Raw genomic sequence first — 24,572 nt, 5'->3', positions numbered from 1 at the left:
CTGCCCAGGGTGGTGCTGTTCCAGCCCCAGATTCCTCCCAACACCGGCAATGTGGCCCGCACCTGCGCCGCCACCGGAGCTGAGCTTCACCTGATCGAGCCGCTGGGGTTCAGCCTCGACGACCGCCAGCTCAAGCGGGCCGGACTCGACTACTGGCCCTGGGTGCCCCTGCACGTCCATCCCGGTTTCGAGGCCCTGCACGCCGAGCGCCAGCGGCGGGGAGGGCGGTTGCTGGCCTTGAGCAGTCAGGCCGATCAGCCCTATCAGCACTGCACCTACCGCCGCGACGATTGGCTGCTGTTCGGGCGGGAGAGCGACGGCCTGCCGCCGGAGTTGCTTGAGCAGGCCGACCTGCGCCTGACAATCCCCATGCCCCGCTCCGTGCGCCACGGCGGCGGGGTGCGCAGCTTGAATCTCTCGGTCTCGGTGGCGGTGGTGCTGTTTGAGGCCCTGCGCCAGTTGGAGACAGGGATGGAAGTGGTCAGCCGCTGGCAAGATCATTCCTGACGATCAAGGGGCTGACCCAAGAAGACTTGTGCCAGATGGTTCAGGCCGCTACTCTCAGCGCGGTCCGGGGATAGTGGCTTCTCCATCGGGCTCTGTCCAACGCGTGAATACCTGCATGAAGCCTTTGCATCTGATCCTGCCGCTGCTGGGGACCATGCCGGTTCTCTCGCTCGTGGCTGCCGGGGCCATCCCCGGCATCGCCGACGCGCGCCGCCCCGGTTTTGAAACGATGCCTGAGCGCCTCGAGATCGATCCTGAGGTGGTGACACTGCCTCCGGCGGCCGAGCCTCAGCTTCTTGCCGCCCTTCCCAGCGCGTTCCGCGACAAGCTCTGGGTCCGCGTTCGCAGTGAGATCAGTCTTGAGGAGCTGGCCAGTCAGCTGAGGGTTCAGGAAACCCCCCTGGCCAAGCTCAACGATGTCAATGAAGACCATTCCTTCAGCACTGGCGACTGGCTGGTGCTGCCCTCCTCCAAGGCCTCCACGGCCAAGCAGCTGGCCTCGCTCGACACCAGCGAACTGCGTCGCTCGGCTCCCCTGAAGGAGCCCCCGCCTGTGGAGAGCACGGGTGTGGTGCGTTTCGGCGACAACCTGGTCAAGCTCGCCCAGCGCTACAAGCTGAGCATCCAGGACCTGTTGCGGCTCAACCCCGGCCTGGAGGCGGCCCGCCTCGTGGAAGGAAGCCAGATTCGCGTGTCCAAAGCCGGCTCGACCCGCTCGCGCATGGTGCTGGGTCTTAAGCCCGTGGGCAGCGGTGGCCTGAGTTGGCCCGATCTCCCCGGCTTCAACAATCCGGGTGATCAGCGCACGGAGCCCCCCCAGATCGGCAGTGGCTGGATCTGGCCGGCCCGCGGCGTCTTCACTTCTGGCTATGGCTGGCGCTGGGGACGGATGCACAAGGGCATCGACATCGCCAGCAATGTGGGAACGCCGATCGTGGCGGCCCAGGGCGGTCAGGTCACCTATGCCGGCTGGCACGACGGCGGCTACGGCTATCTGGTGGAGATCCGCCATCCTGACGGCAGCAAGTCGCTCTACGGCCACAACAGCCGCGTGCTCGTGCGGGTGGGACAACAGGTGTCCCAGGGCACCCAGATCTCGGCCATGGGCAGCACCGGGCGCAGCACCGGTCCCCATCTCCATTTCGAGATTCATCCTCCTGGCCGTGGGGCTGCAAATCCGCTTCAATTCCTCCCCGGCAGGGCCTGATCTCCATCTTTGCCATCTCCCTCTCCCCAGGTCTGGAGAGGGAGGCCGATCGTTTAAAGTCCTTACAAGCGGCTCGGTAGCTCAGCTGGTTAGAGCGTGGGATTCATAACCCCAAGGTCGGGAGTTCAAGTCTCCCCCGAGCCATTTTGGTGCTTGTGAATGCCCGTTCACTCACCATGCAACCCCAGGTCTTTGCAGGCCTGGGGTTTTTGGTTGGAACGGGCCCCGGCCGGGGAAGTTCAGCGCATCTCGACAGCGTTGAGGCGCTCGCGGAAGCTGGCGGAGCCGGAGCCCCCGTCTGCGGCGGCCGGAGGCAGATTCGGTGCCGGAGCCGGGCCGGCAAAGCGACGGGCGCGGCCATAGAGCTGGGGGCGCACATCCACGGCTCGCACCAGGGTGCCGGTGCGGGAGCGGCCGCCACCATCCTCGTCGCCGGGTTCCTCCCGGTTGAGGGGGCTGGTTTTCAGTTCGCTGCGCAGCTGGCTGAGCAGGCGGAAGTGACCGGTGTTGTTGTACTTGCGAAGCAGGACAGGGTCCCAGGACATCAGAAAAAGGCTGTGGAAGGGGGCGGGGCCTCAGCCGTCGTCGCCTCCTGCATCGTAAGGGCAGCTCCGCCAGGGTTCCGTGATAAATTGTTGCCGTATCAACTGGTAGTCGGTCCGAGTTCGGACTGAGCCGGTCTTTTCCCCTTCGTCACCCCCTTCACAAGCATGTCCCGGCTCGTCGGTCTGCAGGCCCCTGATTTCACGGCCACCGCTGTGGTCGACCAGGAGTTCCAGACGGTCTCCCTCTCCCAGTACCGCGGCAAGTACGTGGTGCTCTTCTTCTACCCCCTCGATTTCACCTTCGTCTGCCCCACGGAGATCACCGCCTTCAGCGACCGCTTCGGCGATTTCACCAGCCGCAACACCGAAGTGCTGGGCGTGTCCGTGGACAGCCAGTTCTCTCACCTGGCCTGGATCCAGACCGACCGCAAGCAGGGCGGCCTCGGTGACATCGCCTACCCCCTGGTGGCCGATCTCAAGAAGGAGATCGCCTCCGCCTACAGCGTGCTCGACGAGGACGCCGGTGTGGCCCTGCGCGGCCTGTTCATCATCGATCCCGAGGGTGTGATCCAGCACGCCACCATCAACAACCTGGGGGTGGGTCGCAACGTCGAGGAGACCCTGCGGGTCCTGCAGGCCTTCCAGTACACCCAGGCCAACCCCGATGAAGTCTGCCCCGCCAACTGGACCCCAGGCGAGAAGACCATGAAGCCGGATCCCGTCGGCAGCAAGGAGTTCTTCGCCGCCGTCAACTGATCAGCGGACCGTGATCTGCCGGTGGTGATCAGGGACCACAGACCCTTGATCCCCCGTTGGGGCCCCCAGGGGCCCCTTTTTTGTTGGCCACCTTTGCTGCCTGCCCACCACGGGGCGGCGCCTCAGCCCAGCAGGCTGGCGAACAGGCGCTGACCGTCGAGGCCGCCGGTGCGGGGGTCGCAGGCCCGCTCCGGGTGGGGCATCAGGCCAAGCACATTGCCGGTGGAGTTGCACAGCCCCGCCACATCACCCACGGAACCGTTGGGGTTGGCTTCGTAGCGCAGCACCACCTGGCCGGCCTGCTCCATGGCCTCCAGACTGGCGGGATCGCACTGGTAGCGGCCTTCGCCATGGGCGATCGGCAGCTGGATCACTTCGGCCTCGTCGTAGCCGGAGAGCCAGCGGCACTCGCCTGGGCGCACCGTCAGGGCTGTGGGCTCACAGACGAAGTGAAGGCGGCTGTTGCGGGTGAGGGCACCGGGCAGCAGACCCAGTTCGGTGAGAATCTGAAAGCCATTGCAGATGCCCAGCACGGGCCCTCCCCTGGCGGCAAACGCCACCACTTCCTCCAGCACCGGCGCGAAGCGGGCAATGGCGCCACAGCGGAGGTAGTCGCCATAGCTGAAGCCACCGGGCAGCACGACAGCCTCGAGACCGGCCAGGTCGCGCTCCTCATGCCAGAGGAAGCGGGTGGGGATACCCAGGCAGCCCTCGGCCGCCCAGCCCACGTCCCGGTCGCAGTTGGAGCCGGGGAAGACCACCACACCGATGGTCATGCCGACAGACCGGCAGTGCCGGTGGCGATTTCGCTGAGCTCCAGCTCCCAGTTCTCGATCACCGGATTGGCCAGCAACCGGTCGCTGAGCAGCTCCACCCGCGCGCGGGCCGTGTCGGCATCGGGGGCTTCGATCTCCAGTTCCACCGCCTTGCCGATGCGCAGGCGGCTCACCCCTGAGACCCCCAGGCGATTGCTGGCGGCACGGGTGGCCTCTCCGGCCGGATCGAGAACCGAGGGCCTCAGGGAGACCAGCACACGGGCGTGAAAGCGAGGCACCAGGGAGCCGAGGCATTTGTTAAATCTTGGCAGCCCGTGTTCCCCTCCCGCCAGGCCCAGATCCAGCTTGAAAGGGTGAGTTGGAGAAGGCCAGGGCCATGCGCGCTCCACCCCTGCTGGCCCTGGCGGCGGTCCTGACGATGGGGTTGGGCTGGGCGGCGCGAACGGCACTGGGGGCCGAGCCACCGGCCTACCCCGTGCAATGCCGCCTGGGGGATGGCCCCTGGCACCCCTGTGTGATGACGGTGCAGTCGGTGGGGGAGCGCTGGCAGATCGACCTTGGGGACCTGCGGGTGGTCTTTCGCCACGATGGGCGCGGCAGTGTCGAGATGCGTCGCGCCAGCGGCCCCTGGCAGCCGGTGAGTGGCCGCTGGAGGGATGACCACGCCCTTTGCTGGGACGGGCTCTGTGCCAAGGGCTCCTTCCCGCTGGACTGAGGACCTGAGGACCTGAGGACCTGAGGGCCGTTTCAGGCCTGGCGGCTGAGGGCGGCGGCGCCCAGGGCCTGCTCCAGCCGCTCCCGGTCGAGGCGCAGGCCCAGCACCACCAGCTGCAGGCCGGAGCTGCCGTCGCCTGGGGCCTCGGCAGGCTGGCGGTCGTACCAGCACTCGAGCCGCGGACCCACCGCCTGGATCTGCAGGGGCCGTGGTTTGCCGCTCTGGCGCAACCAGCCCTTCAGCCGCAGGATCCCCTGCTCGACGATCTGCTCCACCAGCAGACGTTCCAGGGCCTGGCGATCGAAGTCGCCCGGCAGCTCCAGCGCCAGCGATTGCATCGGCACATGACTGTGGTCATGGACGTGGTCGTGGTCGTTGTCGTGGTGGTCGTGATCGTGATCGTCATGGTGGTGATGATCCGAGCCCTGGGCGGCGCCGGCCGGCTGCACTCGCTCCAGACCCAGCAGCAGCTCGGTGGGGACGGCTCCACGCACCATCGGCAGCACCTGCACTCCAGGCCGGCAGAGGGGCGCCAGTTGCCGCTGGATGGCCTCGCTCTGGGAGGTCTCGAGCCGATCGGCCCGGCTCATCAGCACCAGGTCCGCCGCCGCCAGCTGGTCGCGGAAGAGGTCCTCGAGGTCGCTGAGGTGATCGAGGCTGGGATCAGCCGCCCGTTGACGCTCCAGGGCCGCCGGATCACCCACCACGCTGCCCTGGGCCAGAGCTTCACCATCCACCACCGCCACCACGCCATTGACGCGGGTGCGGGTGCGGATCTCAGGCCACTGAAAGGCCTGCACCAGCGGCTCGGGCAGCGCCAGACCACTGGTCTCGACCACGATGCCGTCGAGGCGATCGGCCCGGGCCAGCAGGATCTGCATGGTGGGCAGGAACTCGTCTTGAACAGTGCAGCAGAGGCAGCCGTTGGCCAGCTCCACCAGCCGGCCCTCCAGCTCCTCCTCAGGGCAGAAGCCACAGCTGCGCAAAAGGGCTCCATCGATGCCCACCTCGCCGAATTCATTGACCAGCACCGCCAGGCGCTGGCCGCTGTTGAGCAGCAGCTGGCGCAGAAGGGTGGTTTTGCCGGCGCCGAGAAATCCAGTCACCACGGTGACCGGCAGCCGCCCACTGGCGGGGGGCGCCAGTGGAGTTGAGGTTGGGGAGGTCATGGTCAGGGCACCAGCTGGGTCCAGGCGAACGTGCCGCCGATGCCCATCAGCAGCCCCGCCAGCAGCCGCAGGTTGGCGGGCTGGAGCCTCCGGGCCCAGGAGCGCACCAGGGTGACGGCCACGACCAGCAGGATTCCCTGACTGATCAGCAGACCGAGCAGGTAGGGAATCTGGGCCGAGATCGACCAGCCCAGAACGGCCTCGCTGAGCACGCTGCCGTGCAGAGCGATGGCGGGCAGAAGGATCCAGCGGGGCCAGCGGCCCAGCACCACCAGGCCGGTGGCCACCAGCGAGAGGGCCACCAGCAGCTCGCTGCCGGGCAGCACGGGCAGCACCAGACCGAGGGCGGTGGAGCTCAGGCCGATGGCCAGCAGGCCGATCACCCAGCGCAGCGGCTGCTGCAGACCCACCAGACCGAGGCTGAGCAGAAAGAGCAGGTGGTCAGGACCCAGCAGCGGATGGCCCACTCCGCTGAGGAAGCCGGCCATGGGCCCCTCCTTGAAGCCGAAGATCTCCATCACGTGGTGGGCTGAGGCCGGCGCCGCCAGCAGCGAGAGCAGCAGCAGGGGGAGCAACCCGATCAGGGCGAGCACACCGCCTGCTGAGGAGTGGCTGGGGCGGGAGGTCTGGGGTGTGGTCCGTGCCGGCTGGGGCAGCTGACCTGGATCCCGTGACAGGGAGAGCATGGTCTGGAAAGCCGGTCCGCGCCGGAGCAAGGGGGAAGAACCGGCGGGTGTTCTGACTGGCTCGTGCGGCGGCGATCGACCGGAGCACGGGCTTCACAGCTGCGGGACAGTGCCGGATTTGCACCGGTCTTTCCCCCTTGCCCCCGGTGGCTGTTCTCCACCGGAACCGGACTGTGATGCTACCGGCAGCCCAGGCTTTCAAGGGTGGACACCCCGGTGCTGGGGTTGACGCCATCGGCGCGGGAGCAGAGCGCCTTGACCTGGGACAGATCCAGCACGGCATCGCTGAAATCGGCCCCATCGATCTGAGCCCCGGTGAAGCGACTCTGCATGAGCATGGCGTTGCGCAACACGGCCCCGCTCAGATCGGCCCCATCGAAGCGGGTGGCGAAGGCCACCGCGTTTTCGAGGTTGGCCTCGCTCAGATTGCTGTTGCTGAGATCGCTGGAGTTGAACACGGCACCGCGCAGATCGCTGCCGCTGAGGTCGTAGCCGCCCATCGAGGCCTTGAGGAATTCCTGCTGACGCAGATCACGGCCGTGCATGTCGGGCTGGAGATCCTGCAGGGCCCGCTGGCCGCGCAGCTCCGGCGCCGTGATCGCCTCAGCGCTGCCCACCCCCACCACCAGCCAGCTGCCCACCAGCAGGATCAGCCCCGCCAGCAGTGGCCAGACAGGGCGCAGGACGCGCTGCCAGGAAGACGGGTGGGGGCTGAAGCCCCGAGGAGCAGACGACAAGGCGCACGTAGCGTGACCGCTCAAGCTATGGCACATGAGCATGTCGCTGCGGGTGGTCGTTCCACCCCATCCCCTGATCGCCCACTGGCTCACCGTGCTGCGGGATCAGCAGACCCCTTCGCCGCTGTTCGCCACCGCCATGGCCGAACTGGGGCACTGGCTCACCTATGAAGCTGTGCGCGAATGGTTGCCCCAGCGCTCCCTGCAGGTGCAGACCCCTCTGGCCGTCTGCGACGGGACGGTGGTGGATCCCTCGGTGCCCGTGCTGGCGGTGCCGGTGCTGCGGGCCGGGCTGGGGCTGTGGGAAGGCGCCAGAGCGGTGTTGCCCTCCGCCCGCGTGGCCCATGTGGGTCTGGTGCGGGATGAGCGCACGGGTGAGGCCAGCTGCTATCTCGATTCCCTGCCGGAGCGCATCGGTGAGCGGGTGGGGGTGATGGTCTTCGATCCGATGCTGGCCACCGGTGGCAGCCTGATCCAGGTGCTGGAGCGTCTGGAGGCCCGGGGAGTGAGCGGCCAACGGTTGCTCGTGATCACGGCCCTGGCGGCCAGACCCGGGCTCACGGCCGTCGGCAGGCGCTTCCCCGATCTCAAGGTGTACACGGCCTGCATCGATCCCGAGCTGGACGGGGCCTTCCGCATCGTTCCTGGCCTCGGCGATGCCGGCGATCGCCTCTACGGCTCCCAGTCGCCGCAGTTTCCAGCGGAAGCTCAGCCCTAGGCTCGCACGATTCCCCCCTTCGCCTCGCCCCTCGAGCTCATGGCCGTCGCCACCCCCTCCGGCAGCCCCCTGACCCTGGGCTCCAACGCCGGTGCGGGTCGCAGGCACAGCCTGCGGGGAACGGTACGGGTGCCGGGTGATAAATCGATCTCCCACCGGGCCCTGCTCTTCGGTGCCATCGCCGAAGGTGAAACCCGCATCGAGGGACTTCTGCCCGCCGAGGACCCCCTCAGCACCGCTGCCTGCCTGCGGGCCATGGGTGTGAGGATCAGCCCGATCCAGGCCGGTGCAGCGGTGCTGGTGCAGGGCGTGGGCCTCGACGGCCTGCAGGAGCCCGAGGATGTGCTCGATTGCGGCAATTCCGGCACCACCATGCGCCTGATGCTGGGGCTGCTGGCGGGCCGCTGCGGCCGCCATTTCGTGCTCAATGGTGATGCGTCGCTGCGGCGGCGGCCGATGGCCCGGGTGGGGCAGCCCCTGGCCACCATGGGCGCCCAGATCCATGGCCGGGCTGGCGCCAACTTCGCCCCCCTGGCGATCGAGGGGCACCAGCTCCATGGCGCCGTCATCGGCACCCCTGTGGCCTCGGCCCAGGTGAAATCGGCGCTGCTGCTGGCGGCCCTCACGGCCAGTGGTTCCACCACCGTGATCGAGCCGGCCCGCTCCCGCGACCACAGCGAACGCATGCTCAGGGCCTTCGGCGCCAACCTCGAGGTGGGTGGCGACATGGGACGCCTGATCTGTCTCCATCCCGGCTCCAGCCTGCGGGGGCTGACGGTGGTGGTGCCGGGTGACATCAGTTCGGCGGCCTTCTGGCTGGTGGCCGCCGCCATCACCCCCGGGGCCGAGATCACCGTGGAGAACGTGGGTCTCAACCCCACCCGCACCGGCATCCTCGAGGTGCTGGAGCAGATGGAGGTGCAGCTGGAGGTGCTCAATCCCCGCGATGTGGCCGGTGAGCCGGTGGGGGATGTGCGCGTCAGCCATGGTCCGCTCAAGGCCTTCGAGATCGGTGGCGATCTCATCCCGCGCCTGGTGGATGAAATCCCGATCCTGGCGGTGGCGGCCTGCTGCGCCGAGGGGGTGAGCCGCATCCGCGATGCCGAGGAACTGCGCGTCAAGGAAACTGACCGCCTGGCGGTGATGGCCCGCCAGCTGGGGGCGATGGGGGCCGATCTGGAGGAAACCGCCGATGGGATGGTGATTCAGGGTGGCCGTCCGCTCCATGGCGCTGAGCTCGACAGCGAAACCGATCACCGGGTGGCCATGAGCCTGGCGGTGGCGGCCCAGGTGGCCGACTCCGCCAGCTGGCTGCACCGCAGTGAGGCAGCGGCCGTGTCCTACCCGGGCTTCTGGGAGGATCTGGCGCGCCTGCAGGCCGACCCCACCGGCCCGGCGGGGTGACGCCCAAGGCCCCGGCCACGGGTCATCTCAGCCCGCGGATCACCGACGACGGCAGCTTCAGTCTGCACAGCGCTGAGTTCGCCGAGGGGTTCCATTCCCGCAGGGGCGCCCTGCTTGAAGCGCACTGCACCTATGTGAACCCAGCCCAGCTGGAGCGCTTCAGCGCCGGTGAGGAGCTGACGCTGGTGGACGTCTGTGTGGGGCTGGGCACCAACAGCGCCGCGCTGCTGGAAGCGGCGGTGCCGCTGGGGATCCGCCTGCGCTGGTTCGGCCTGGAGATCGATCCGTCCCCTCTGGCCCTGGCGCTGGCGCAGCCCTGCTTCCGCCGCCAGTGGCAGCCGGCGCTCGGTCTGGATCTGCTCCAGCAGCTTCAGACCAGTGGCCGCTGGCTGAGCCCCCACGGCCGGGGTGAGATGCTCTGGGGGGATGCCCGCGGGCAGATCGAGGCGCTGCTGGGGCAGGTTGCCGGGCGCTGCGATCTGGTGATGCTCGATGCCTTCTCGCCGCGCCATTGCCCCCAGCTCTGGAGCCAGGAGTTCCTGGCTGCTCTCTCTGGGCTCTTGGCTCCCCGCGGCCGCCTGCTCACCTACTGCTCGGCCGCCGCCCCCCGGCGCAGCCTGATGGCGGCGGGCCTGCCGCTGGCGGCGCTGCGATCCGAAGCCAGTGATCCAGGGGCTGAGGCTGGTGACGATCTTGGTGACGACCCAAACGGGGCCTGGAGCGCCGGCACCGTGGCAGGCCCGGAGCTGGAGCCGTCGTCGCCCTGGTGGCGGCCCCTTTCGGCGATGGAGCGGGAGCATCTGCTGAGCCGGGCCGGTGAGCCCTACCGCGACCCCAGCGGTACAGCCGCCGCCAGCACGATCCTGACCGAGCGCCTCAGCGCCCAGGCCCTCAGCGGGGCGGAGCCGGCCAGCGTCTGGCGGCGGCGCTGGGGCCTGCCCGGAGGGGCCCGGTAGATTCCGTGCCCAGCCGCCTTGATCCGCCGATGCTCGCCGTTGCCGTGCTGGCTGCAGGAAAGGGCACCCGGATGAAGAGCGATCGACCCAAGGTGCTGCAATCCCTGGCGGGGGCCACCCTGGTGGAGCGGGTGCTGGCCAGTTGCCGCCACCTCGACCCCCAGCGTCAGCTCCTGATCGTGGGCCACCAGGCCGAGCGGGTGCGCTCCTCCCTCGCCTATCTGGAGGGCCTGGAGTTCGCCCTGCAGCAACCCCAGAACGGCACGGGCCATGCCGTGCAACAGCTGCTCGGACCCCTGGAGGGGTTTGAGGGGGAGCTGCTGGTGCTCAATGGCGATGTGCCCCTGCTGCGGCCCGCCACCCTGGCGGCATTGCTGGAGCGGCATCGGGCCTCGGGTGCCGCGGTGAGCCTGCTCACGGCCCGGCTGGCCGACCCCAGTGGCTACGGCCGGGTGTTCACCGATGAGCTGGGTCAGGTGGAGGCGATCGTGGAGCACCGCGACTGCAGCGAGGAGCAGCGCCGCAACGACCTCACCAATGCCGGCATCTACTGCTTCAACTGGCGCGCCCTGGCTGAGGTGCTGCCCCAGCTGAGCACGGATAACGACCAGGGCGAGCTCTACCTCACCGACACCGTGGCGATGCTCAGCCCGGCGGTGCACGTGGAGGTGGCGGACGCCGCTGAAATCGCCGGCATCAACGACCGGATGCAGCTGGCCCAGTGTGAGATCGCGCTGCAGGAGCGGCTGCGCTCCCACTGGATGGCGGAGGGGGTGAGCTTCGTGGATCCAGCCAGCTGCACCCTCAGCGAGGGCACCCGCTTCGGTCGGGATGTGCTGGTGGAGCCCCAGTGCCATTTCCGGGGCCGCACCAGTATCGGCAGCGGTTGCCGCATCGGCCCCGGCTGCCTGATTGAGGACAGCCAGCTCGAGGACGACGTGGACGTGCTCTATTCGGTGCTGCGTGAGGTGAGTGTGGCCGGCGGCTGCGTGGTGGGTCCCTTCGCCCAGCTGCGCGCGGGGGCGCGGCTGGAGAGCGGCTGCCGCATCGGCAATTTTGTGGAGGTCAAGAACAGCCACCTGGCCGCCGGCTGCAAGGCCAACCACCTCAGCTACCTCGGGGATGCCGATCTGGGGGCGGGGGTGAACGTGGGGGCGGGCACGATCACCGCCAACTACGACGGCGTGCGCAAGCACCGCACGGTGGTGGGTGCCGGCAGCAAGACGGGCGCCAATTCGGTGCTGGTGGCCCCGATCGTGCTCGGTGCCGGTGTGACGGTGGGGGCGGGCTCCACCCTCACCCGTGATGTGCCCGCCGGTGCCCTGGCCCTGGGCCGCGCCCCCCAGCTGATCAAGACCGACTGGAGTCCGCCGCGGGGCTGAGCCCCTGCTCCAGCAGGGGCAGCAGCCGCTCCAGGGCCACCCCACGGCTGGCCTTCAGCAGCAGGTGATCGCCGGGCTCCAGCCAGCCCAGCAGTGTTTCGGCGGCTTCAGCGGGCGCCTCGAGCCGTTGCAGCCGCGGCAGGCCGGCGGCACCAGCCAGAAGGGCGTCCCCCTCGGCGCCTCCCGCCACGATCACCAGGCCATCGAGCCCGAGGGCCTGGGCCCGCTCCCCCACCCGACGGTGCAGCTCGGTGCTCTGCTCCCCCAGCTCAAGCATGGTGCCCAGGGCCGCAAAGCGGCGGCCAGGCTGGGTTGCCAGCAGGTCCAGGGCCGCCAGCATCGCTTCGGGGGAGGCGTTGTAGGTCTCATCAAGCACCTCGATCCCCTGAAGGTGGATCCTCCGGCTGCGCCCGCCCGGCAGGTCCACCTCCAGCCGCTGAAGCGTCAGGGGATCCACCCCCAGCTCGCAGGCCACCGCCAGGGCCAGCAGCAGGTTGCGGGCGTTGTGGCGGCCCGGCAAGGGCAGCTCGGTGCTGTGCTCCGCCGCCCCCGGCTGGGCGTGCCCCCAGATCAGCCGCTCGCCGTCGGCCGCGGCCTCCAGGCGGCCCAGCAGCTGGGCCGGTTGAGGGCCCGGCGGGTCGCCTTGAAGGGCCACGCGGACCACCCGGCCACTCCAGACGGCGGCGAGGCTGGCCTCCAGCAGGGGATCACCGGCAGGGATCACCACCAGTCCATCGGGGCGCAGAGCCGTGACGATCTCGCACTTGGCCGTGGCGATGGCCTCACGGCTGCCCAGACGGCCGATGTGAGCCGTGCCGAGGTTGGTGATCACGGTGATGTCGGGTTCGGCGCAGCGGCTGAGCCTCTCGATCTCCCCCAGGCCGCGCATGCCCATCTCCACCACCACGGCACGGTGCCCTGCGTCGGCCCTGAGCAGGGTGAGCGGCACGCCGATGTCGTTGTTCTCATTGCCCACACTGGCGAGCACCGGCCCGAGGGGGGCCAGCACGGAACGGATCAGCTCGCGGGTGGTGGTCTTGCCGGCTGAGCCGGTCACGGCGATCACAGGAGCGTTGCCCTGGCGGCGCCAGAGGCGCCCCAGCTCCTGGTAGGCCGCCTGGGTGTCGTCCACCAGCCAGATCCGGCCGCCATTGGCGTGCACCAGAGCTTCGGCCTGCCCGGGGCTGAGGCGGTCGCGCTGGGCCAGGCTCCCCAGGGCTCCCTGCTCCAGTGCCGACGCCAGGAAGCGGTGGCCATCGAAGCGCTCCCCCACCAGCGGCACGAACAGACAGCCGCTCTCCAGCTCGCGGCTGTCGCTGCTGATGCGGCTGAAGCTGGCCCCTGGATCAGCGGGAGCGGCTTCGATCGGCGGTCCCCACAGCTCCACCAGAGTCTCCAGCCGCATCGCTTCCGCCCGCATTGAATGAATCGAGCAGAATCATGCCGCCGCCCACGACGGCGGTCCGGCCCACGGCCGCGCCGCCTGGCCCGATCAGCCGCAGCTGCTCATAGCCCAGGCCAAGGGCCTGCTGCCACCACTGCTGCGCCAGCCGTTGCCGCTCGCCCTCAGGCAGGGTCCCGAACGCCGCTGAAATCTGCAGGTTCAGCAGCGTGGCGCTGCGGCTGGCTGGGGCCGACAGCAGCAGGCCTGAGTCGTCGTTGAAGCCCTGGGGCAGCACAACTGGGGCGCTGCTGAGGGTGCTCCTGTCACTGCTGCCTGCGCTGTCAGGCAGATCGTTCTGGGGCTCTGGCTCTCGCTCGGGCGTGGTGTCCCCGGCTTCAGAGGAGTAGGAGTCCATGGCTGCAGCTGAGTCGTTGGTCACGGCTGCTTCCTCCCTGGAGCCCTCGCCGGCGTTCAGCGGCGCCGCCAGCGGATCGATGGCTGGGCTCTTGGCTGCTGCTGGGCGCCACTGCCGATGCGAGAGATGTCCCGCCAGCGTCAGCAGGATCACCGCCAGCAGCAGCACAGCGGGCCAGAACAGGGTGGCCTGACGCCGGGGCCAGAACGCCGGCAGGGGTAGATCTCCCTGCCATTGGCGCCGCCACAGCCGCCTCAGGGCCAGCCCGCAGCTGGCGGCCACGGCGCGCAGATCCCGCCCCAGGGCCCGCCAGGGGCTTTCGTAAACGACCGGCAGCTCAGAGCCGGAGCGTTCCATGCTCAGCCCTGGCCGCGGCGCAAGAGAGCGGAGAGGGGATTGCGGGGACCGCCGCCCCCGGCCGGCCGGGCGGCGGCGGCCGAGGCTTCAGCCGTTTGTCCTGAGGTCGCCGCCTGGGTCGATCCAGCGGAGGGGACGAGGCTGGGGTCGGCCTCCTGACCGAGGGAGAACTGCTCCACATCGGCGGCTGAGGGGGTGGGTTGTTTCACCCCGCGCACATCGCGGTACATGGCGTCGTACTCCAGGGCCGAGCGGGTCCAGCTGTGGTCCACCGCCATGGCACGCAACTGCAGCTCCCGCCAGCTGTGGCTGTGGCGATAGGCCTCCCAGGAACGAACGATGGTGGTGTAAAAATCCACCGGCTCATAGCGATCAAAGCAGAAGCCCGTGCCGCTGTGCTCGGCGGGCACATGGGGCTGGACGGTGTCCACCAGGCCCCCCACCTTGCGCACGATCGGGATGCAGCCATAGCGCATCGCCAGCATCTGACTGATGCCGCAGGGTTCGAAGCGACTGGGCATCAAGAAGGCATCGGCACCGGCATAGATCAACCGGGCCAGGGCATCGTCGTAGGTGAGGAAGACGGAGAAGCGGCCGGGATGGCGGGAAGCCATCTGCCAGAGGCCCGACTCATAGCTGCGGTCGCCGGTGCCCAGCACCACGATCTGGCTGTCGGAATAGGCCAGCACCCGGTCGGCCACCTGCAGCAGCAGGTCCACCCCCTTCTGGTCCACCAGCCGGCTCACCATCCCCATCAGATAGGTGTCGGGGTTCACCTCCAGCCCCATGCGCTCCTGCAGCACCTGTTTGTTGGTGGCTCTCGGGGCCATGTCGGTGGCGCTGAAGCAGGCGGGCAGCAGCGTGTCGCTGGCGGGATTCCAGGCTTCGGTGTCGATGCCGTTGAGAATGCCGCGCAATTTGCCGCTGATGTAATTCAGCAGGCCATCGAGGCGCTCGCCATACTCGGGCGTGCGGATCTCCTGGGCATAGGTGGGGGAGACGGCATTGACCCGATCGGCATAGAGCAGAGCGGCGGCCATGGTGTGGTCTCCCTGCATGTACCAGGGAATCCAGGTCATGCGTTCGAGTTTCCAGCGCCAGGGGCCCTGATACTCGAGGTTGTGAATGGTGAAGACCGTGCTGATCTCAGGGTCCTGGTGCATCCAGACCGGGATCATGCCGGTGTGCCAGTCGTGGCAGTGAAAGACCTCTGGTTTCCAGTGATTCCAGGCGAATTCAGCGGCGGCGTTGGCGAAGAACGTGAAGCGCCAATCCTCATCCTCGCCGCCGTAGATGCGCTCGGGATCGAAGACCGGATGGCCGATGAGATACAGCGGCAAGCCATGGGTCGGATGCCGGGTTTCATAGACGGCGAAATCATTGCCCATGGCCCGGCCTCGCCAGACCGGCTCGGTGGGGACCTCCAGGCGGCTCCAGAGCCTGCCGTAGCCCGGCATGATCGTGCGCACGTCGTGGCCGAGGGCCGCCACCGCCGGTGGCAGCGACCCCACCACATCACCCATGCCCCCCACCTTGATCATCGGGGCGCACTCGGCGGCGGCGAATAACACGCGCATGGGGAGAACGCAGGGGAGGGCCGAACTCTACGTTTGCTGCCCTGCTCAGACCGCCGGACTCCAGGTCCAGGGACTCAGGGCAGCACCGTCACCACGGTGCCCATGCGCACCAGATCAAACAGGTCACGCACGTTCTCGTCGTACATGCGCACGCAGCCGTGGGACACCGCCTGGCCGATGCTCTCCCGCTGGGGGGTGCCGTGGAAGCCGGCGGTGACGCAGCCTTTCACCTCCAGGTGCTGCTGGCCGTTGAAGCCGCTTCTGCCGGCGCAGTCACGGTGGAAGCCGATCCAGCGGCTGCCCAGGGGGTTGCTGGGGCCTGGGGGATAGAGCTTGCCGCTCACCGGATGCTTCCAGGTGGGATTGGGAGCCATCTCGATCACCTGGAAACGGCCCAGGGGCGTCTCCCAGCCGGGCATGCCCACCGCCACAGGGAAACGCCGTAATTCGCGGCCCTCTTCCACCACCACCACCTGCCGCTTGCCGCGGTGAAGGACCAGGCTGCGCTGGGGACCTGGCGAGGCGACCGCCACGGCCGCCCGGGGCTGCGCACTGGGTTGAGCTTCCAGCGCTCTCTGGCGCAGCGGTTGGAGTGCAGGGGTGTGGGGGAGCGCCACCGGGGGATGCCAGGCCTGGGGAGCCGTAGCCAGTGGCAGGGGCTGGCCTTCGGCCAGGGCGCCAACCGGGCTGAGCAGGCCACCGAGCAGCAGGGTCGCCAGGGGGACGGTGAAGCGGGGGGGCGCAGCCAGGGGTTGATTCAGACGCTCTTGATTCTCAAGTTAGCCAAGCGGCTCAAGAGCAGCCGCGCCGAGCCGGGAGCCACTGTGTCAGGGACCTCCGCTGCCCAGTTCTATGGCTGATGCTCCCTATCTGATCGCCCTGGCCCTGCTGGAGCAGGGAGAGCAGCGGTCGATGCCGCTGCAGCGCCAGTCGCTGCCGGAGCCTGTGCCGGCCGACGGCAACCCCGGCGATGTCGGCCGGCAGCAGGCGCTGGAGCTACTGGTGAGGGTGTGGCAGCGCAGTGAGGGGGGAGCCCTGCGCCGGGCGGCCGGCGAGCACAGCCGATGGATCTCCAGCTGCCGCCAGACCATGGGTTCTGTATCCGATGCTGCAATTCAAGCGCCCTTTGGTGGCGGCGCCTGGTTCAGGGCAACCAAGGGGAATCGCTGAAGTCGGGGTCGCGCTTCTCCAGGAAGGCGTTGCGCCCCTCCTGACCCTCGGCCGTTCGATAGAAGAGGTGGGTGGCCTGGCCCGCCAGCTCCTGGATGCCGGCCAATCCATCGGTTTCGGCGTTGAAGGAGGCCTTGAGGCAACGGATCGCCGTGGGGCTGTGCTGCAGCACTTCCCGGGCCCAGCGCACCCCCTCGGCCTCCAGCTCATGGAGCGGCACCACCGCATTCACCAGGCCCATGGCCAGGGCCTCTTCAGCGCTGTAGCGGCGGCAGAGGAACCAGATCTCGCGGGCCTTGCGCTGGCCCACCAGCCGCGCCAGGTAGCCGGCGCCGAAACCGCCATCGAAGCTGCCCACCCGCGGACCCGTCTGGCCGAAGACGGCGTTCTCCGCCGCCAGGCTGAGGTCGCAGAGCAGGTGCAGCACCTGGCCGCCGCCGATGGCGTAGCCCGCCACCAGGGCGATCACCACCTTGGGCAGGGAGCGGATCTGGCGTTGCAGATCGAGCACGTTCAGCCGCGGCAGGCCGCTTTCATCGAGGTAGCCGCCATCGCCACGCACGCTCTGATCGCCGCCGGCGCAGAAGGCGTAGCCACCGTCGGCGGCCGGGCCCACACCGGTGAACAGCACCGCGCCCACCCGCGGGTTGTCGCGCACCCGGCTGAAGGCGTCGTAGAGCTCCACCACCGTGCGCGGGCGGAAGGCGTTGCGCTTGGCCGGACGGTTGATGGCGATCCGGGCGATCCCCTCCCCACAGAGGTCGAAGCGGATGTCCTCGTAGCTGGCGGCGGGCTGCCAGTCCACCAGGCTCTCCCCCGGCAACACCGGGCCAGAAGCGGGGGCAGCGGCCGGCTGGGGATCAGCGCTCATCGCGGCGGGGGCTGGGGCGCAGTCATTCTGAGCTGTGGGCGCGGCCGGTCCTGGCGCAGACGCTGGCGCAACCGGGCATCGGCCTGGCGGTCGGTTCTCACCTCCAGCAGGGCCACGGGCCGCTCCAGGGCCCAGGCGAGGGCTTCGCCCAGTTCGGCCAGGGCCCCTACCCGCCGCCAGGGCACCCCATGGGCGGTGGCCAGGGCGGTGTGATCCAGGGGCTGAGCCATGGCGAAGAGGCGCTCGAAATCCAGCCCAGCCGCCGCCCGGATCGGCAGCTGCTCGAAGATGCCGCCGCCACCGTTCTCGATCAGCACCACGGTGAGCTGCCCCCGCAGGCGGTGGTGCCAGAGCCAGCCGTTGGCGTCGTGGAGCAGGGCCAGATCGCCGCTGAGCAGCACCAGCTTGCCGAGGCTCTCCGCCAGCCCGGCCGCCAGCGACAGGGTGCCATCGATGCCGGAGGCCCCGCGAAAACCATGAACGGGCCGGGCGGGGCCGCTGGGATCGGCGAAGCTCTCCCAGTCGCGCACAGGGCTGCTGCTGGCCAGCATCACCGCCAGGCCCGGTGGCAGCAGCTGACTCAGGGCCCGGGCCAGGCTGGGTTCGTCGGGCTGGCTGGCCCCAGGCTGGTTCAGTTGGGTGTTCAGCCACTGCTGGGTGTCGCCCTCGGCGGCACGCCAGCGCGCCAGATCGCCCTGGTGGGCGGTGGTGCCGTCGCCGCCCTGCCAGAGAGCCACCGGCAGGGCGGCGCACCAGGACGAGAGGCCAACACTGCAGCTGGCCGTCACTGTGCCCAGCGGATCGAGCGGTCGCGGATCCCCTTCGCTGATCAACACCTGCCGGCCGCCGCCCTGCGCCAGCCAGCGCTGCAGCCGCCTGCTGGCGGGCAGAGGGCCGAGCCTCAGCAGCTGGGGGGGCGTCAGCCCGGGGTCGGGGTCGTCGAGGATCAGGTCGTAGCCGCTCACCAGCTCCAGATCGGCCAGGCCCCGCAGGCCGGAGAGCCCATCGGCCAGCAGCGGCCAGCCACTGCGCCGCTGCCAGCGCCTCAGCGCCTCCACAAAGGCTGGCCACTGCTGGGGCCTGCCCCGCCAGGGACCCGCCACGATCAGGCCGGGGCGATCGGGATCCAACCCGAGCAGACCGAGCTCTCCGCTGCTTTCCGCTGGGGCGTCAGTTGAGGCGTCAGCCGGGATAGCAGCGCTGGCTTCGGCTGCGGTGCCCAGTTCAGCGGCCAGGCGCTGCAGGGCCTCTGCGCTGGCATGGAGCGGTTCCTCGAAGGGCAGATTCAGGTGCACCGGCCCCATCGGGGCCGCCAGGGCGCTGCGGTGGGCCTGGCGGGCCAGCTCCCGGATGGCCCTGGGCTCCATGGCGCCCAGGCCCCGGTCATCGGCCTGGGCGAACCAGCGGCAGCAGGGGGCGAGGAACTCCTCCTGGTTCACCGTCTGGTTGGCACCGCAGTTCTTCAGGCGCAGCGGACGGTCGGCGCTGAGCAGCAGCAGCGGGATGGCGCCACTGCCCGCCTCCACCACCGCCGGCAGCAGGTTGGCCACGGCGGTGCCGGAGGTGGTGATCACCACCGCTGGCCGGCCCTCGGCCCTGGCCAACCCCAGGGCGAAGAACCCCGCCGAGCGCTCATCGATGGCCGTGTGCAGCTCCAGGCCCCGCTGCAGCAGCAGCCCTGCCGCCGCCGCCAGGGGCCCCGAGCGGCTGCCCGGGCAGAGCACCACCCGCCTCACCCCAAGGGTCATCAGCTCCAGCAGCAGCTGTGCCGCGGCCCGCAGGTTGGCCTCAGCCCGATCACCGTGCTGGGGAGGCAGCTCCTGGCTCACTGGGTCCGCCACCGCTTCAGGATGGAGCGATCATGCCCAATCCCCTCCCGCCCCCCACCGCGATGACGCCCGCCGGCCCCAGCCGCCGCTGGGGGTTCGCCCGCCAGCTGGTTCCGCTGCTGCTCTGGGTGGCGGTGGCCCTGCTGCTGCGTTGGCAGGTGATGGAGCCCCGCTGGATCCCCTCGGGCTCGATGCTGCCCACCCTGCAGCTGGAGGACCGGATTCTGGTGGAAAAACTCAGGCCTCGGCTGGCGCCGGCTCTGCCGCTCGGAACGATCGTGGTTTTTCGTCCGCCCGATCCACTGCTGGCCGCCGGCTACGACCCCCGCGCCGCCCTGATCAAGCGGGTGGTGGGGGTACCCGGCGACCTGATCGAAGTGGCCGCCGGAGAACTGCGCCGCAACGGTGAGGCGGTGAGTGAACCCTGGCTGAGTGAGCCGATCGATTACGACCTCGCGGCCCTCACCGTGCCGGCGGGTCACCTGCTGGTGATGGGAGACAACCGCAATGCCAGCCTCGATTCTCACCTCTGGGGTCCGCTGCCGGCCGACCACGTGATCGGCACCGCCGTGTTCCGTTACTGGCCCCTGAGCCATCTCGGCCCCCTTCGGTCTTCACCACCTGCGGCGATCGGTTGATCTGAAACCTTGCGTTAGGGTTCCGTACCAGAAACGGATCACGCCGGAGGGGCATGTTCAACCCGGAGTTCCTGACCACCGACAGCGAAGCGATCAGCGGGAATTCCCTGATTCAGTATCTCCAGGATCAGTCACCTGATGTGCTTCAGCGGGTGGCCCGCTCGGCCAGCGGCGACATCCAGGACATCATTCGCCACAACGTTCAAGGACTGCTGGGGATGCTCCCCGGTGAGCAGTTCGAGGTGAAGATTCAGACCAACCGCGACAACCTCGCCGGCCTGCTGGCCTCCGCGATGATGACCGGCTATTTCCTGCGCCAGATGGAGCAGCGGATGGAGCTGGAAACCACCCTCTTCGGCGAAGGGGGCCTGGATGTGGATCCAGGCGAACTCAAGCTCTGAGGTTCGGGTCTCCCCCTGCTGCGCTGGGCACCACACCCCAGCGCAGCAGGGTCTGATCGATGCCGGCCAGGTAGCCCCAGGAGCCCTCGGAACTGGCCCACGGCCGTTGCCTGATGGCGCTGGCCAGGGCCAGGAGATCACCGGCTGAGCAGGCCACCGGCGCGTCGTAGTGGGCGGGCACGATCCAGCGCAGCTGCCCCAGTTCGCCGAGCTTCTCCAGCCAGGTCAGCAGGGCCTCCCGGCAGCGGGGGAACACCAGCCGCTCCAGCACCGGCGCCACCTGCAGGCGGGCTTCACCGCGGGGTCCCAGCAGGGCCCTGAACTCCGCCTCCCAGCCGGGCGACCAGCGAAAGGGATAGAGGCCGAAATAGGCCCTGGGCTGACGCAGCCCCGGTTGCCAGGCCTGGCTGAGCACCTCACTGAAGCTGGGCACCTGTACCGATTGGGGTTGGAGGTAGGAGGCGAACAGCACCATCCGCCACCAGCCGCGCCGCCGCTGCTCAGGGGTGTCGATCAGGGGCTGATCGCCCCGGTCGCGGCCATGGAAGAGCAGCGGTGTGGGGTCGCCTTCGAACAGTGGCGGTGGCGCCGGCGGGATCGCCACCAGGGCATCGGTGACCAGCAGGGTCCCGCTCGCCTTGTGCAGGCAGGCCAGCTCCATGAAGGTGCCGATCCCCAGATCGAGGGGACCGAGGGGATGCCAGCTGAGTTCGTCAGCGTGGGGCAGGCCATCCGCCAGGAGCACCCGGGTGCGGCTGCGGGGAAACCCCAGCCACGACAGGGGCAGTGCCAGCGGAAAGCTCCACTGCTGCGGGCTCACCCAGACTTCGGCGCCGGGGAAGGCCCGGGCCATGGCCGGCACCGGCAGCTTGTGTTCCAGCCCCGAACTGGTGGGCAGCACGATCGTGCGCACCGCCCCGTAGCGACGCTCCAGGGCCCGCAGTTCCCCCAGCAGCTCCTCGGTGGGGGGCACCGGCGCATGCAGCAGCAGCCCCTGGCGCAGCCGCAGCACCGTCATCCGGATCGGCACCGCCACATAGAAAATCCCCTGCAGCTGCTCAAAGCTCCAGACCTGTTCGGGGATCAGCGTGCGCACCAGGGTGCGGCGGCGTCCATAGGGGTAGAGCGGCAGCAGGGGCCACCAGGGCCAGTGCTGATCGGCATTGCTGGAGTGCGGCTGTTGAACCGCAAGCGGTGCTGGCTTCACGCCTTCCATCCTTGCCAGGGCTCAGCTCTGGTGCTGCCTGAAGATGCCGTGGCGAGGGGCAAAGAAGAAGGCGAGCAGGAACAGGAACGTCTGCACCAGAACGATGCAACCCGCCGTGGAGCTGTCGGTCCAGTAGCTCACGTACACCCCTCCCGCACTGGAGAACACACTGCTGGCCACTGCCAGCAGGGTCATGCGGTCGAAGCGGTCGGTGAGCAGGTAGGCCGTGGCGCCGGGGGTGATCAGCATCGCCACCACCAGGATGATGCCCACGGTCTGCAGGCCCGCCACCGCCGCCAGCGACAACACCGAGAGCAGCAGGTAGTGCAACAGGCCGGTGTTGATGCCGATCGAGCGGGCGTGGGTGGGATCGAAGCAGAACAGCATCAGATCCCGGCGCAGCACCAGCAGCACCGCCAGCACAATGGCGCAGATCACCAGGGTGTCGGTGATGTCGCTGTCGGAGATGCCCAGCACGTTGCCGAACAGGATGTGGGTGAGGTCGATGTTGCTGCGGATCTTCGAGATCAGCACCAGGCCGAGCGCGAAGAAGCCGGTGAACACCAGGCCGATCACCGTGTCCTCCTTCACCCGCGACTTCTGCTTGACGAAGCCGATCACCGCCACCGAGCCCACCCCGAACACGAAGGCCCCCACCGCAAACGGCAGGCCCAGGGCATAGGCCACCACCACGCCGGGCATCACCGCGTGGGACACGGCATCGCCCATCAGGGCCCAGCCCTTGAGCGTCATGTAGCAGGAGAGCAGGCCGCAGACGCCCCCCACCAGGGCACTCACCAGCAGGGCCCGCAGCATGAAGCCATGGCTGATGGGCTCCAGCAGCCAGGTGAGCGGCGTGCTGGCCGCCAGCAGGAGCGTCATCGTTCGTTCTCGCGGGAGGGCGTCGGGCCCATCAACAGATTGGGCGGCAGGCCACCGAAGGTGAGGGAGAGATTCTCCGGCGTGAACACCTCAGAGGTCTCGCCGTAGGCCAGCACGGTCTTGTTGATCAGCACCACGCGGTCGCAGAAATTGCGCACATGGCTGAGGTCGTGGGTGGAGATCAGGATCGAGCGCTGCTCCTTGCGGAACTGCATGAACAGATCGGCCATCAGTTTTTCGGTGCGCACATCCACGCCGTTGAAGGGCTCATCCAGCAGCAGCACCGAGGCGTCCTGGGCGATGGCCCTGGCCAGGAAGGCCCGCTTGCGCTGGCCGCCGGAGAGGGCACCGATCGGCCGGTCGCGCAGCTCCAGCAACTCCACCCGCTCAAGGGCATGGTGCACCGCGGCGCGGTCGGAGGCGCCGGCCACCCGCAGCAGATTCATCGAGCCGTAGCGGCCCATCATCACCACATCCCACACCGACACGGGGAAGGCGCAGTCGACGCCATCGCTCTGGGGCACATAGGCCACGGCCTGCTGGCGCTGGGCCTGGCGCACCGAGAGGCCATTGATGCGGATGTAGCCCTTGGAGGGGCGCAGGAAGCCCATCAGGGCCTTGAACAGGGTGGTCTTGCCGGCGCCGTTCATGCCCACCAGGCCGCAGATGCAGCCCGCCTCCAGCCGCAGGCTGGCGTCGTGCAGGGCCATGGTGCCGTTGTAATCAACGCAGACCTGGTCGGCCTCGATGCGCAGCCTGTCGGGGCCCAGGGGTGGTCGGGCTGCGCTCATGGGGTCACTCCGTTCGCCCCAGGGGCACCCAGACCCTTTTGGATCAGACCCACATTGTGGCGTTGCATCTGGAGCAGGGTGGGGGCGGGGCCGTCGGGCTTGGAGAGGGAGTCGACGAAGAAGGTGCCGCCAAAGCTGGCGCCGGCGGCCTTGGCCACCTGCCGCTGGGTGGTGTCGCTCACGGTGCTCTCACAGAACACGGCGGGAACCTGGCGGTCGCGGACCGTGGCGATCAGGCGGGCCATCCGCTGGGGAGTGACCTGGCTCTCGGCGTTCACCGGCCAGAGGTAGGCCTCGGTGAGGCCGTAGTCGTGGGCGAGATAGCTGAAGGCGCCTTCGCAGGTGGCCAGCACCCGACGACCTTCCGGGATGGTGGCCAGGGAAGCCCGCAGCTCCTGATCCAGCTGGGCCAGCTGTTGCTTGTAGGCCTCACCATTGGCCCGGAAGCTCTCGGCGCCGTCCGGATCCAAACGGCTGAAGGCGGTCACGATGTTGTCGATGTAGCGCTTGGCCTTCTGGGGCGACATCCAGGCATGGGGATTGGGCTTGCCGGCATAGGCATCCTCGGCGATCGGCAGCGGTGTGATGCCTTCGCTGAGCGTGACCACGGGCACGTCGCCGGCCGCCGCCGTGAATTTGCGGGCCCAGAGCTCCAGATTGAGGCCGTTCTCCAGAATCAGGTCGGCCCGGCTGGCGCGCTCCACGTCACTGGGCGTGGGCTCATAGCCGTGGATCTCGGAGCCCAGCTTGGTGATCGACTCCACCTGCAGTCGATCGCCGGCCACCTCGCGCGCCATGTCCGCCAGCACCGTGAAGGTGGTGAGCACCACCGGGCGCTGATCCGCGGCGGCCTCGGGGGCCTTGGGGCTGGGTGAGCCGCAGGCAACCAGCAGCAGCGCAGCGAGCGCCGCCCCGAGAGAACCTCCAAACCGGCTCCCCATGGGCAGGCGGCGGCTGAAGCAAGCCGATCGACGATCCATGGGGGAGTTGGGGATTTTGTAAGCGACGTTACAAACCGTGCTGAGGAGCCCCGAGGTGCCCCCTGGATCGTGCAACGGTCTGTGACACGGCACCAGCCACGGCCGGGCGCTGAGCAGGGCCGCCGGGCGGCGTCCATGAAAAACCCCCGCCGAAGCAGGGGTGAGGAGCGCCACAGCCCGAGAAGGGTGGGCTCTGCTCAGGCCGGTCAGCCGATGACAGGGGCTGTGAGTGGCAGGGGCACGATCTCGCTGGCGGCCAGATCCAGCGGGAAGTTGTGGGCGTTGCGCTCGTGCATCACCTCGAAGCCGAGGTTGGCGCGGTTGAGCACGTCGGCCCAGGTGTTGATCACCCGACCCTGGGAATCCAGAACCGACTGGTTGAAGTTGAAACCGTTCAGGTTGAAGGCCATCGTGCTCACGCCCAGGGCGGTGAACCAGATGCCGACCACAGGCCAGGCGGCCAGGAAGAAGTGCAGGCTGCGGCTGTTGTTGAAGCTGGCGTATTGGAAGAT

At 68.9% G+C, this 24,572-nt stretch carries 28 protein-coding genes, 1 tRNA gene, 1 pseudogene and 1 riboswitch; of the genes and pseudogenes, 13 read left to right on the top strand and 17 right to left on the bottom strand.

Annotated elements, in window-relative coordinates; genetic code table 11:
* The 3 genes from KQ304_RS12900 to KQ304_RS12890 all read left to right on the top strand — a co-directional run bounded on the left by KQ304_RS12900 (nt 1) and on the right by KQ304_RS12890 (nt 1,858).
* Nucleotides 1-507 (top strand): tRNA (cytidine(34)-2'-O)-methyltransferase, encoded by a 507-nt coding sequence (locus tag KQ304_RS12900; protein WP_259737574.1) that lies wholly within the window; start codon nt 1-3, stop codon nt 505-507.
* 115 nt (nt 508-622) lie between these two features.
* Nucleotides 623-1,714: a M23 family metallopeptidase gene (locus KQ304_RS12895; protein ID WP_259737470.1), complete on the top strand. Its 1,092-nt coding sequence runs from the start codon at nt 623-625 to the stop codon at nt 1,712-1,714.
* 70 nt (nt 1,715-1,784) lie between these two features.
* Nucleotides 1,785-1,858: transfer RNA gene (locus KQ304_RS12890), tRNA-Met, on the top strand.
* Nucleotides 1,859-1,953: 95 nt separating this feature from the next.
* Here KQ304_RS12890 and KQ304_RS12885 read toward each other — a convergent pair.
* On the bottom strand, nt 1,954-2,259 hold the full coding sequence (locus tag KQ304_RS12885) for a hypothetical protein (protein ID WP_259737469.1): 306 nt from the start codon (nt 2,257-2,259) through the stop codon (nt 1,954-1,956).
* Between the two features lie 165 nt (nt 2,260-2,424).
* On the opposite strand from KQ304_RS12885, the gene KQ304_RS12880 reads away from it, so the two are divergent.
* On the top strand, nt 2,425-3,015 hold the full coding sequence (locus KQ304_RS12880) for a peroxiredoxin (protein WP_259737468.1): 591 nt from the start codon (nt 2,425-2,427) through the stop codon (nt 3,013-3,015).
* Nucleotides 3,016-3,137: 122 nt separating this feature from the next.
* Here the strand turns inward: KQ304_RS12880 and purQ are convergent, their stop codons facing one another.
* Entirely contained in the window at nt 3,138-3,791 is a 654-nt protein-coding gene (gene purQ / locus KQ304_RS12875) for a phosphoribosylformylglycinamidine synthase subunit PurQ (RefSeq protein ID WP_259737467.1), read from the bottom strand.
* Nucleotides 3,788-4,069 carry a phosphoribosylformylglycinamidine synthase subunit PurS gene (gene purS / locus KQ304_RS12870; protein WP_259737466.1) on the bottom strand — a complete coding sequence of 94 codons (282 nt, stop codon included), beginning with the start codon at nt 4,067-4,069 and terminating at the stop codon, nt 3,788-3,790. The genes purQ and purS overlap by 4 nt, the downstream gene beginning before the upstream one ends.
* A 98-nt stretch (nt 4,070-4,167) precedes the next feature.
* Between purS and KQ304_RS12865 the strand changes: the two genes are divergently transcribed.
* Nucleotides 4,168-4,506: a hypothetical protein gene (locus KQ304_RS12865; RefSeq protein WP_259737465.1), complete on the top strand. Its 339-nt coding sequence runs from the start codon at nt 4,168-4,170 to the stop codon at nt 4,504-4,506.
* Nucleotides 4,507-4,538: 32 nt separating this feature from the next.
* Here KQ304_RS12865 and cobW read toward each other — a convergent pair whose 3' ends face one another.
* The 3 genes from cobW to KQ304_RS12850 form a co-directional block, all read right to left on the bottom strand.
* On the bottom strand, nt 4,539-5,675 hold the full coding sequence (gene cobW, locus KQ304_RS12860; RefSeq protein ID WP_259737464.1) for a cobalamin biosynthesis protein CobW: 1,137 nt from the start codon (nt 5,673-5,675) through the stop codon (nt 4,539-4,541).
* A 2-nt stretch (nt 5,676-5,677) separates the two neighbouring features.
* Complete coding sequence (locus KQ304_RS12855; protein ID WP_259737463.1) at nt 5,678-6,361, bottom strand: HupE/UreJ family protein; 684 nt, start codon at nt 6,359-6,361, stop codon at nt 5,678-5,680.
* A gap of 24 nt (nt 6,362-6,385) precedes the next feature.
* A riboswitch (cobalamin riboswitch) is annotated at nt 6,386-6,547 on the bottom strand.
* The gene (locus KQ304_RS12850) at nt 6,541-7,098 is read right to left on the bottom strand and encodes a pentapeptide repeat-containing protein (protein WP_399229413.1); all 558 of its coding nucleotides are present in this window, start codon (nt 7,096-7,098) and stop codon (nt 6,541-6,543) included. Its footprint overlaps the riboswitch before it by 7 nt.
* A 34-nt stretch (nt 7,099-7,132) precedes the next feature.
* On the opposite strand from KQ304_RS12850, the gene upp reads away from it, so the two are divergent.
* Genes upp through glmU form a run of 4 tightly spaced genes read left to right on the top strand, consistent with a single transcriptional unit; the run spans nt 7,133 to nt 11,558 of the window.
* Nucleotides 7,133-7,816 (top strand): uracil phosphoribosyltransferase, encoded by a 684-nt coding sequence (gene upp / locus KQ304_RS12845; protein ID WP_259737462.1) that lies wholly within the window; start codon nt 7,133-7,135, stop codon nt 7,814-7,816.
* A 39-nt stretch (nt 7,817-7,855) separates the two neighbouring features.
* Entirely contained in the window at nt 7,856-9,220 is a 1,365-nt protein-coding gene (gene aroA, locus KQ304_RS12840) for a 3-phosphoshikimate 1-carboxyvinyltransferase (RefSeq protein WP_259737461.1), read from the top strand.
* A complete protein-coding gene (locus KQ304_RS12835) occupies nt 9,217-10,176 on the top strand; it encodes an MnmC family methyltransferase (protein WP_259737460.1) in 960 nt (319 codons plus the stop codon). The genes aroA and KQ304_RS12835 overlap by 4 nt, the downstream gene beginning before the upstream one ends.
* Nucleotides 10,177-10,205: 29 nt before the next feature.
* A complete protein-coding gene (gene glmU / locus KQ304_RS12830) occupies nt 10,206-11,558 on the top strand; it encodes a bifunctional UDP-N-acetylglucosamine diphosphorylase/glucosamine-1-phosphate N-acetyltransferase GlmU (RefSeq protein WP_259737459.1) in 1,353 nt (450 codons plus the stop codon).
* Here the strand turns inward: glmU and murF are convergent.
* From murF to KQ304_RS12810, 4 genes are all read right to left on the bottom strand, one after another.
* Nucleotides 11,527-12,963, bottom strand: coding sequence for a UDP-N-acetylmuramoyl-tripeptide--D-alanyl-D-alanine ligase (murF, locus tag KQ304_RS12825; RefSeq protein ID WP_259737458.1), 1,437 nt, complete (start codon nt 12,961-12,963; stop codon nt 11,527-11,529). The two genes, glmU and murF, sit on opposite strands and share 32 nt — an antisense overlap.
* A complete protein-coding gene (locus KQ304_RS12820) occupies nt 12,905-13,714 on the bottom strand; it encodes a hypothetical protein (protein ID WP_259737457.1) in 810 nt (269 codons plus the stop codon). Before KQ304_RS12820 ends, murF begins: the two co-directional genes overlap by 59 nt.
* 2 nt (nt 13,715-13,716) lie before the next feature.
* Complete coding sequence (gene glgA / locus KQ304_RS12815) at nt 13,717-15,291, bottom strand: glycogen synthase GlgA (protein WP_259737456.1); 1,575 nt, start codon at nt 15,289-15,291, stop codon at nt 13,717-13,719.
* A 74-nt stretch (nt 15,292-15,365) separates the two neighbouring features.
* The gene (locus KQ304_RS12810) at nt 15,366-15,824 is read right to left on the bottom strand and encodes a L,D-transpeptidase (protein WP_259737455.1); all 459 of its coding nucleotides are present in this window, start codon (nt 15,822-15,824) and stop codon (nt 15,366-15,368) included.
* 24 nt (nt 15,825-15,848) lie between these two features.
* On the opposite strand from KQ304_RS12810, the gene KQ304_RS12805 reads away from it, so the two are divergent.
* Together KQ304_RS12805 and KQ304_RS12800 are read left to right on the top strand one after the other, a co-directional pair.
* Nucleotides 15,849-16,151 (top strand): hypothetical protein, encoded by a 303-nt coding sequence (locus KQ304_RS12805; RefSeq protein ID WP_259737454.1) that lies wholly within the window; start codon nt 15,849-15,851, stop codon nt 16,149-16,151.
* On the top strand, nt 16,144-16,461 hold the full coding sequence (locus tag KQ304_RS12800) for a hypothetical protein (RefSeq protein WP_259737453.1): 318 nt from the start codon (nt 16,144-16,146) through the stop codon (nt 16,459-16,461). Before KQ304_RS12805 ends, KQ304_RS12800 begins: the two co-directional genes overlap by 8 nt.
* Here the strand turns inward: KQ304_RS12800 and menB are convergent.
* Complete coding sequence (gene menB, locus KQ304_RS12795) at nt 16,436-17,332, bottom strand: 1,4-dihydroxy-2-naphthoyl-CoA synthase (RefSeq protein WP_259737452.1); 897 nt, start codon at nt 17,330-17,332, stop codon at nt 16,436-16,438. The two genes, KQ304_RS12800 and menB, sit on opposite strands and share 26 nt — an antisense overlap.
* Nucleotides 17,329-19,080 carry a 2-succinyl-5-enolpyruvyl-6-hydroxy-3-cyclohexene-1-carboxylic-acid synthase gene (menD, locus tag KQ304_RS12790; RefSeq protein ID WP_399229493.1) on the bottom strand — a complete coding sequence of 584 codons (1,752 nt, stop codon included), beginning with the start codon at nt 19,078-19,080 and terminating at the stop codon, nt 17,329-17,331. The genes menB and menD overlap by 4 nt, the downstream gene beginning before the upstream one ends.
* 113 nt (nt 19,081-19,193) lie before the next feature.
* Here menD and lepB point away from each other — a divergent pair, with 113 nt between their 5' ends.
* Entirely contained in the window at nt 19,194-19,799 is a 606-nt protein-coding gene (gene lepB / locus KQ304_RS12785) for a signal peptidase I (protein WP_259737450.1), read from the top strand.
* Between the two features lie 53 nt (nt 19,800-19,852).
* A complete protein-coding gene (locus tag KQ304_RS12780) occupies nt 19,853-20,200 on the top strand; it encodes a DUF760 domain-containing protein (RefSeq protein ID WP_259737449.1) in 348 nt (115 codons plus the stop codon).
* Here KQ304_RS12780 and KQ304_RS12775 read toward each other — a convergent pair.
* The 5 genes and pseudogenes from KQ304_RS12775 to KQ304_RS12755 all read right to left on the bottom strand — a co-directional run.
* Complete coding sequence (locus KQ304_RS12775; protein WP_259737448.1) at nt 20,190-21,407, bottom strand: DUF4336 domain-containing protein; 1,218 nt, start codon at nt 21,405-21,407, stop codon at nt 20,190-20,192. The two genes, KQ304_RS12780 and KQ304_RS12775, sit on opposite strands and share 11 nt — an antisense overlap.
* A gap of 21 nt (nt 21,408-21,428) precedes the next feature.
* Nucleotides 21,429-22,289: a metal ABC transporter permease gene (locus KQ304_RS12770; protein WP_259737447.1), complete on the bottom strand. Its 861-nt coding sequence runs from the start codon at nt 22,287-22,289 to the stop codon at nt 21,429-21,431.
* Complete coding sequence (locus KQ304_RS12765; RefSeq protein ID WP_259737446.1) at nt 22,286-23,080, bottom strand: metal ABC transporter ATP-binding protein; 795 nt, start codon at nt 23,078-23,080, stop codon at nt 22,286-22,288. The genes KQ304_RS12770 and KQ304_RS12765 overlap by 4 nt, the downstream gene beginning before the upstream one ends.
* Nucleotides 23,077-24,021: a metal ABC transporter substrate-binding protein gene (locus tag KQ304_RS12760; protein WP_259737445.1), complete on the bottom strand. Its 945-nt coding sequence runs from the start codon at nt 24,019-24,021 to the stop codon at nt 23,077-23,079. The genes KQ304_RS12765 and KQ304_RS12760 overlap by 4 nt, the downstream gene beginning before the upstream one ends.
* Nucleotides 24,022-24,266: 245 nt before the next feature.
* Nucleotides 24,267-24,572 (bottom strand): annotated as a pseudogene (locus KQ304_RS12755) (photosystem II q(b) protein); the annotation flags it as partial.

The sequence above is a fragment of the Synechococcus sp. CS-1329 genome (assembly GCF_025128055.1).
Taxonomy (GTDB): Bacteria; Cyanobacteriota; Cyanobacteriia; order PCC-6307; family Cyanobiaceae; genus Regnicoccus_A.
This window is presented reverse-complemented; position numbering and strand designations above follow the sequence as displayed.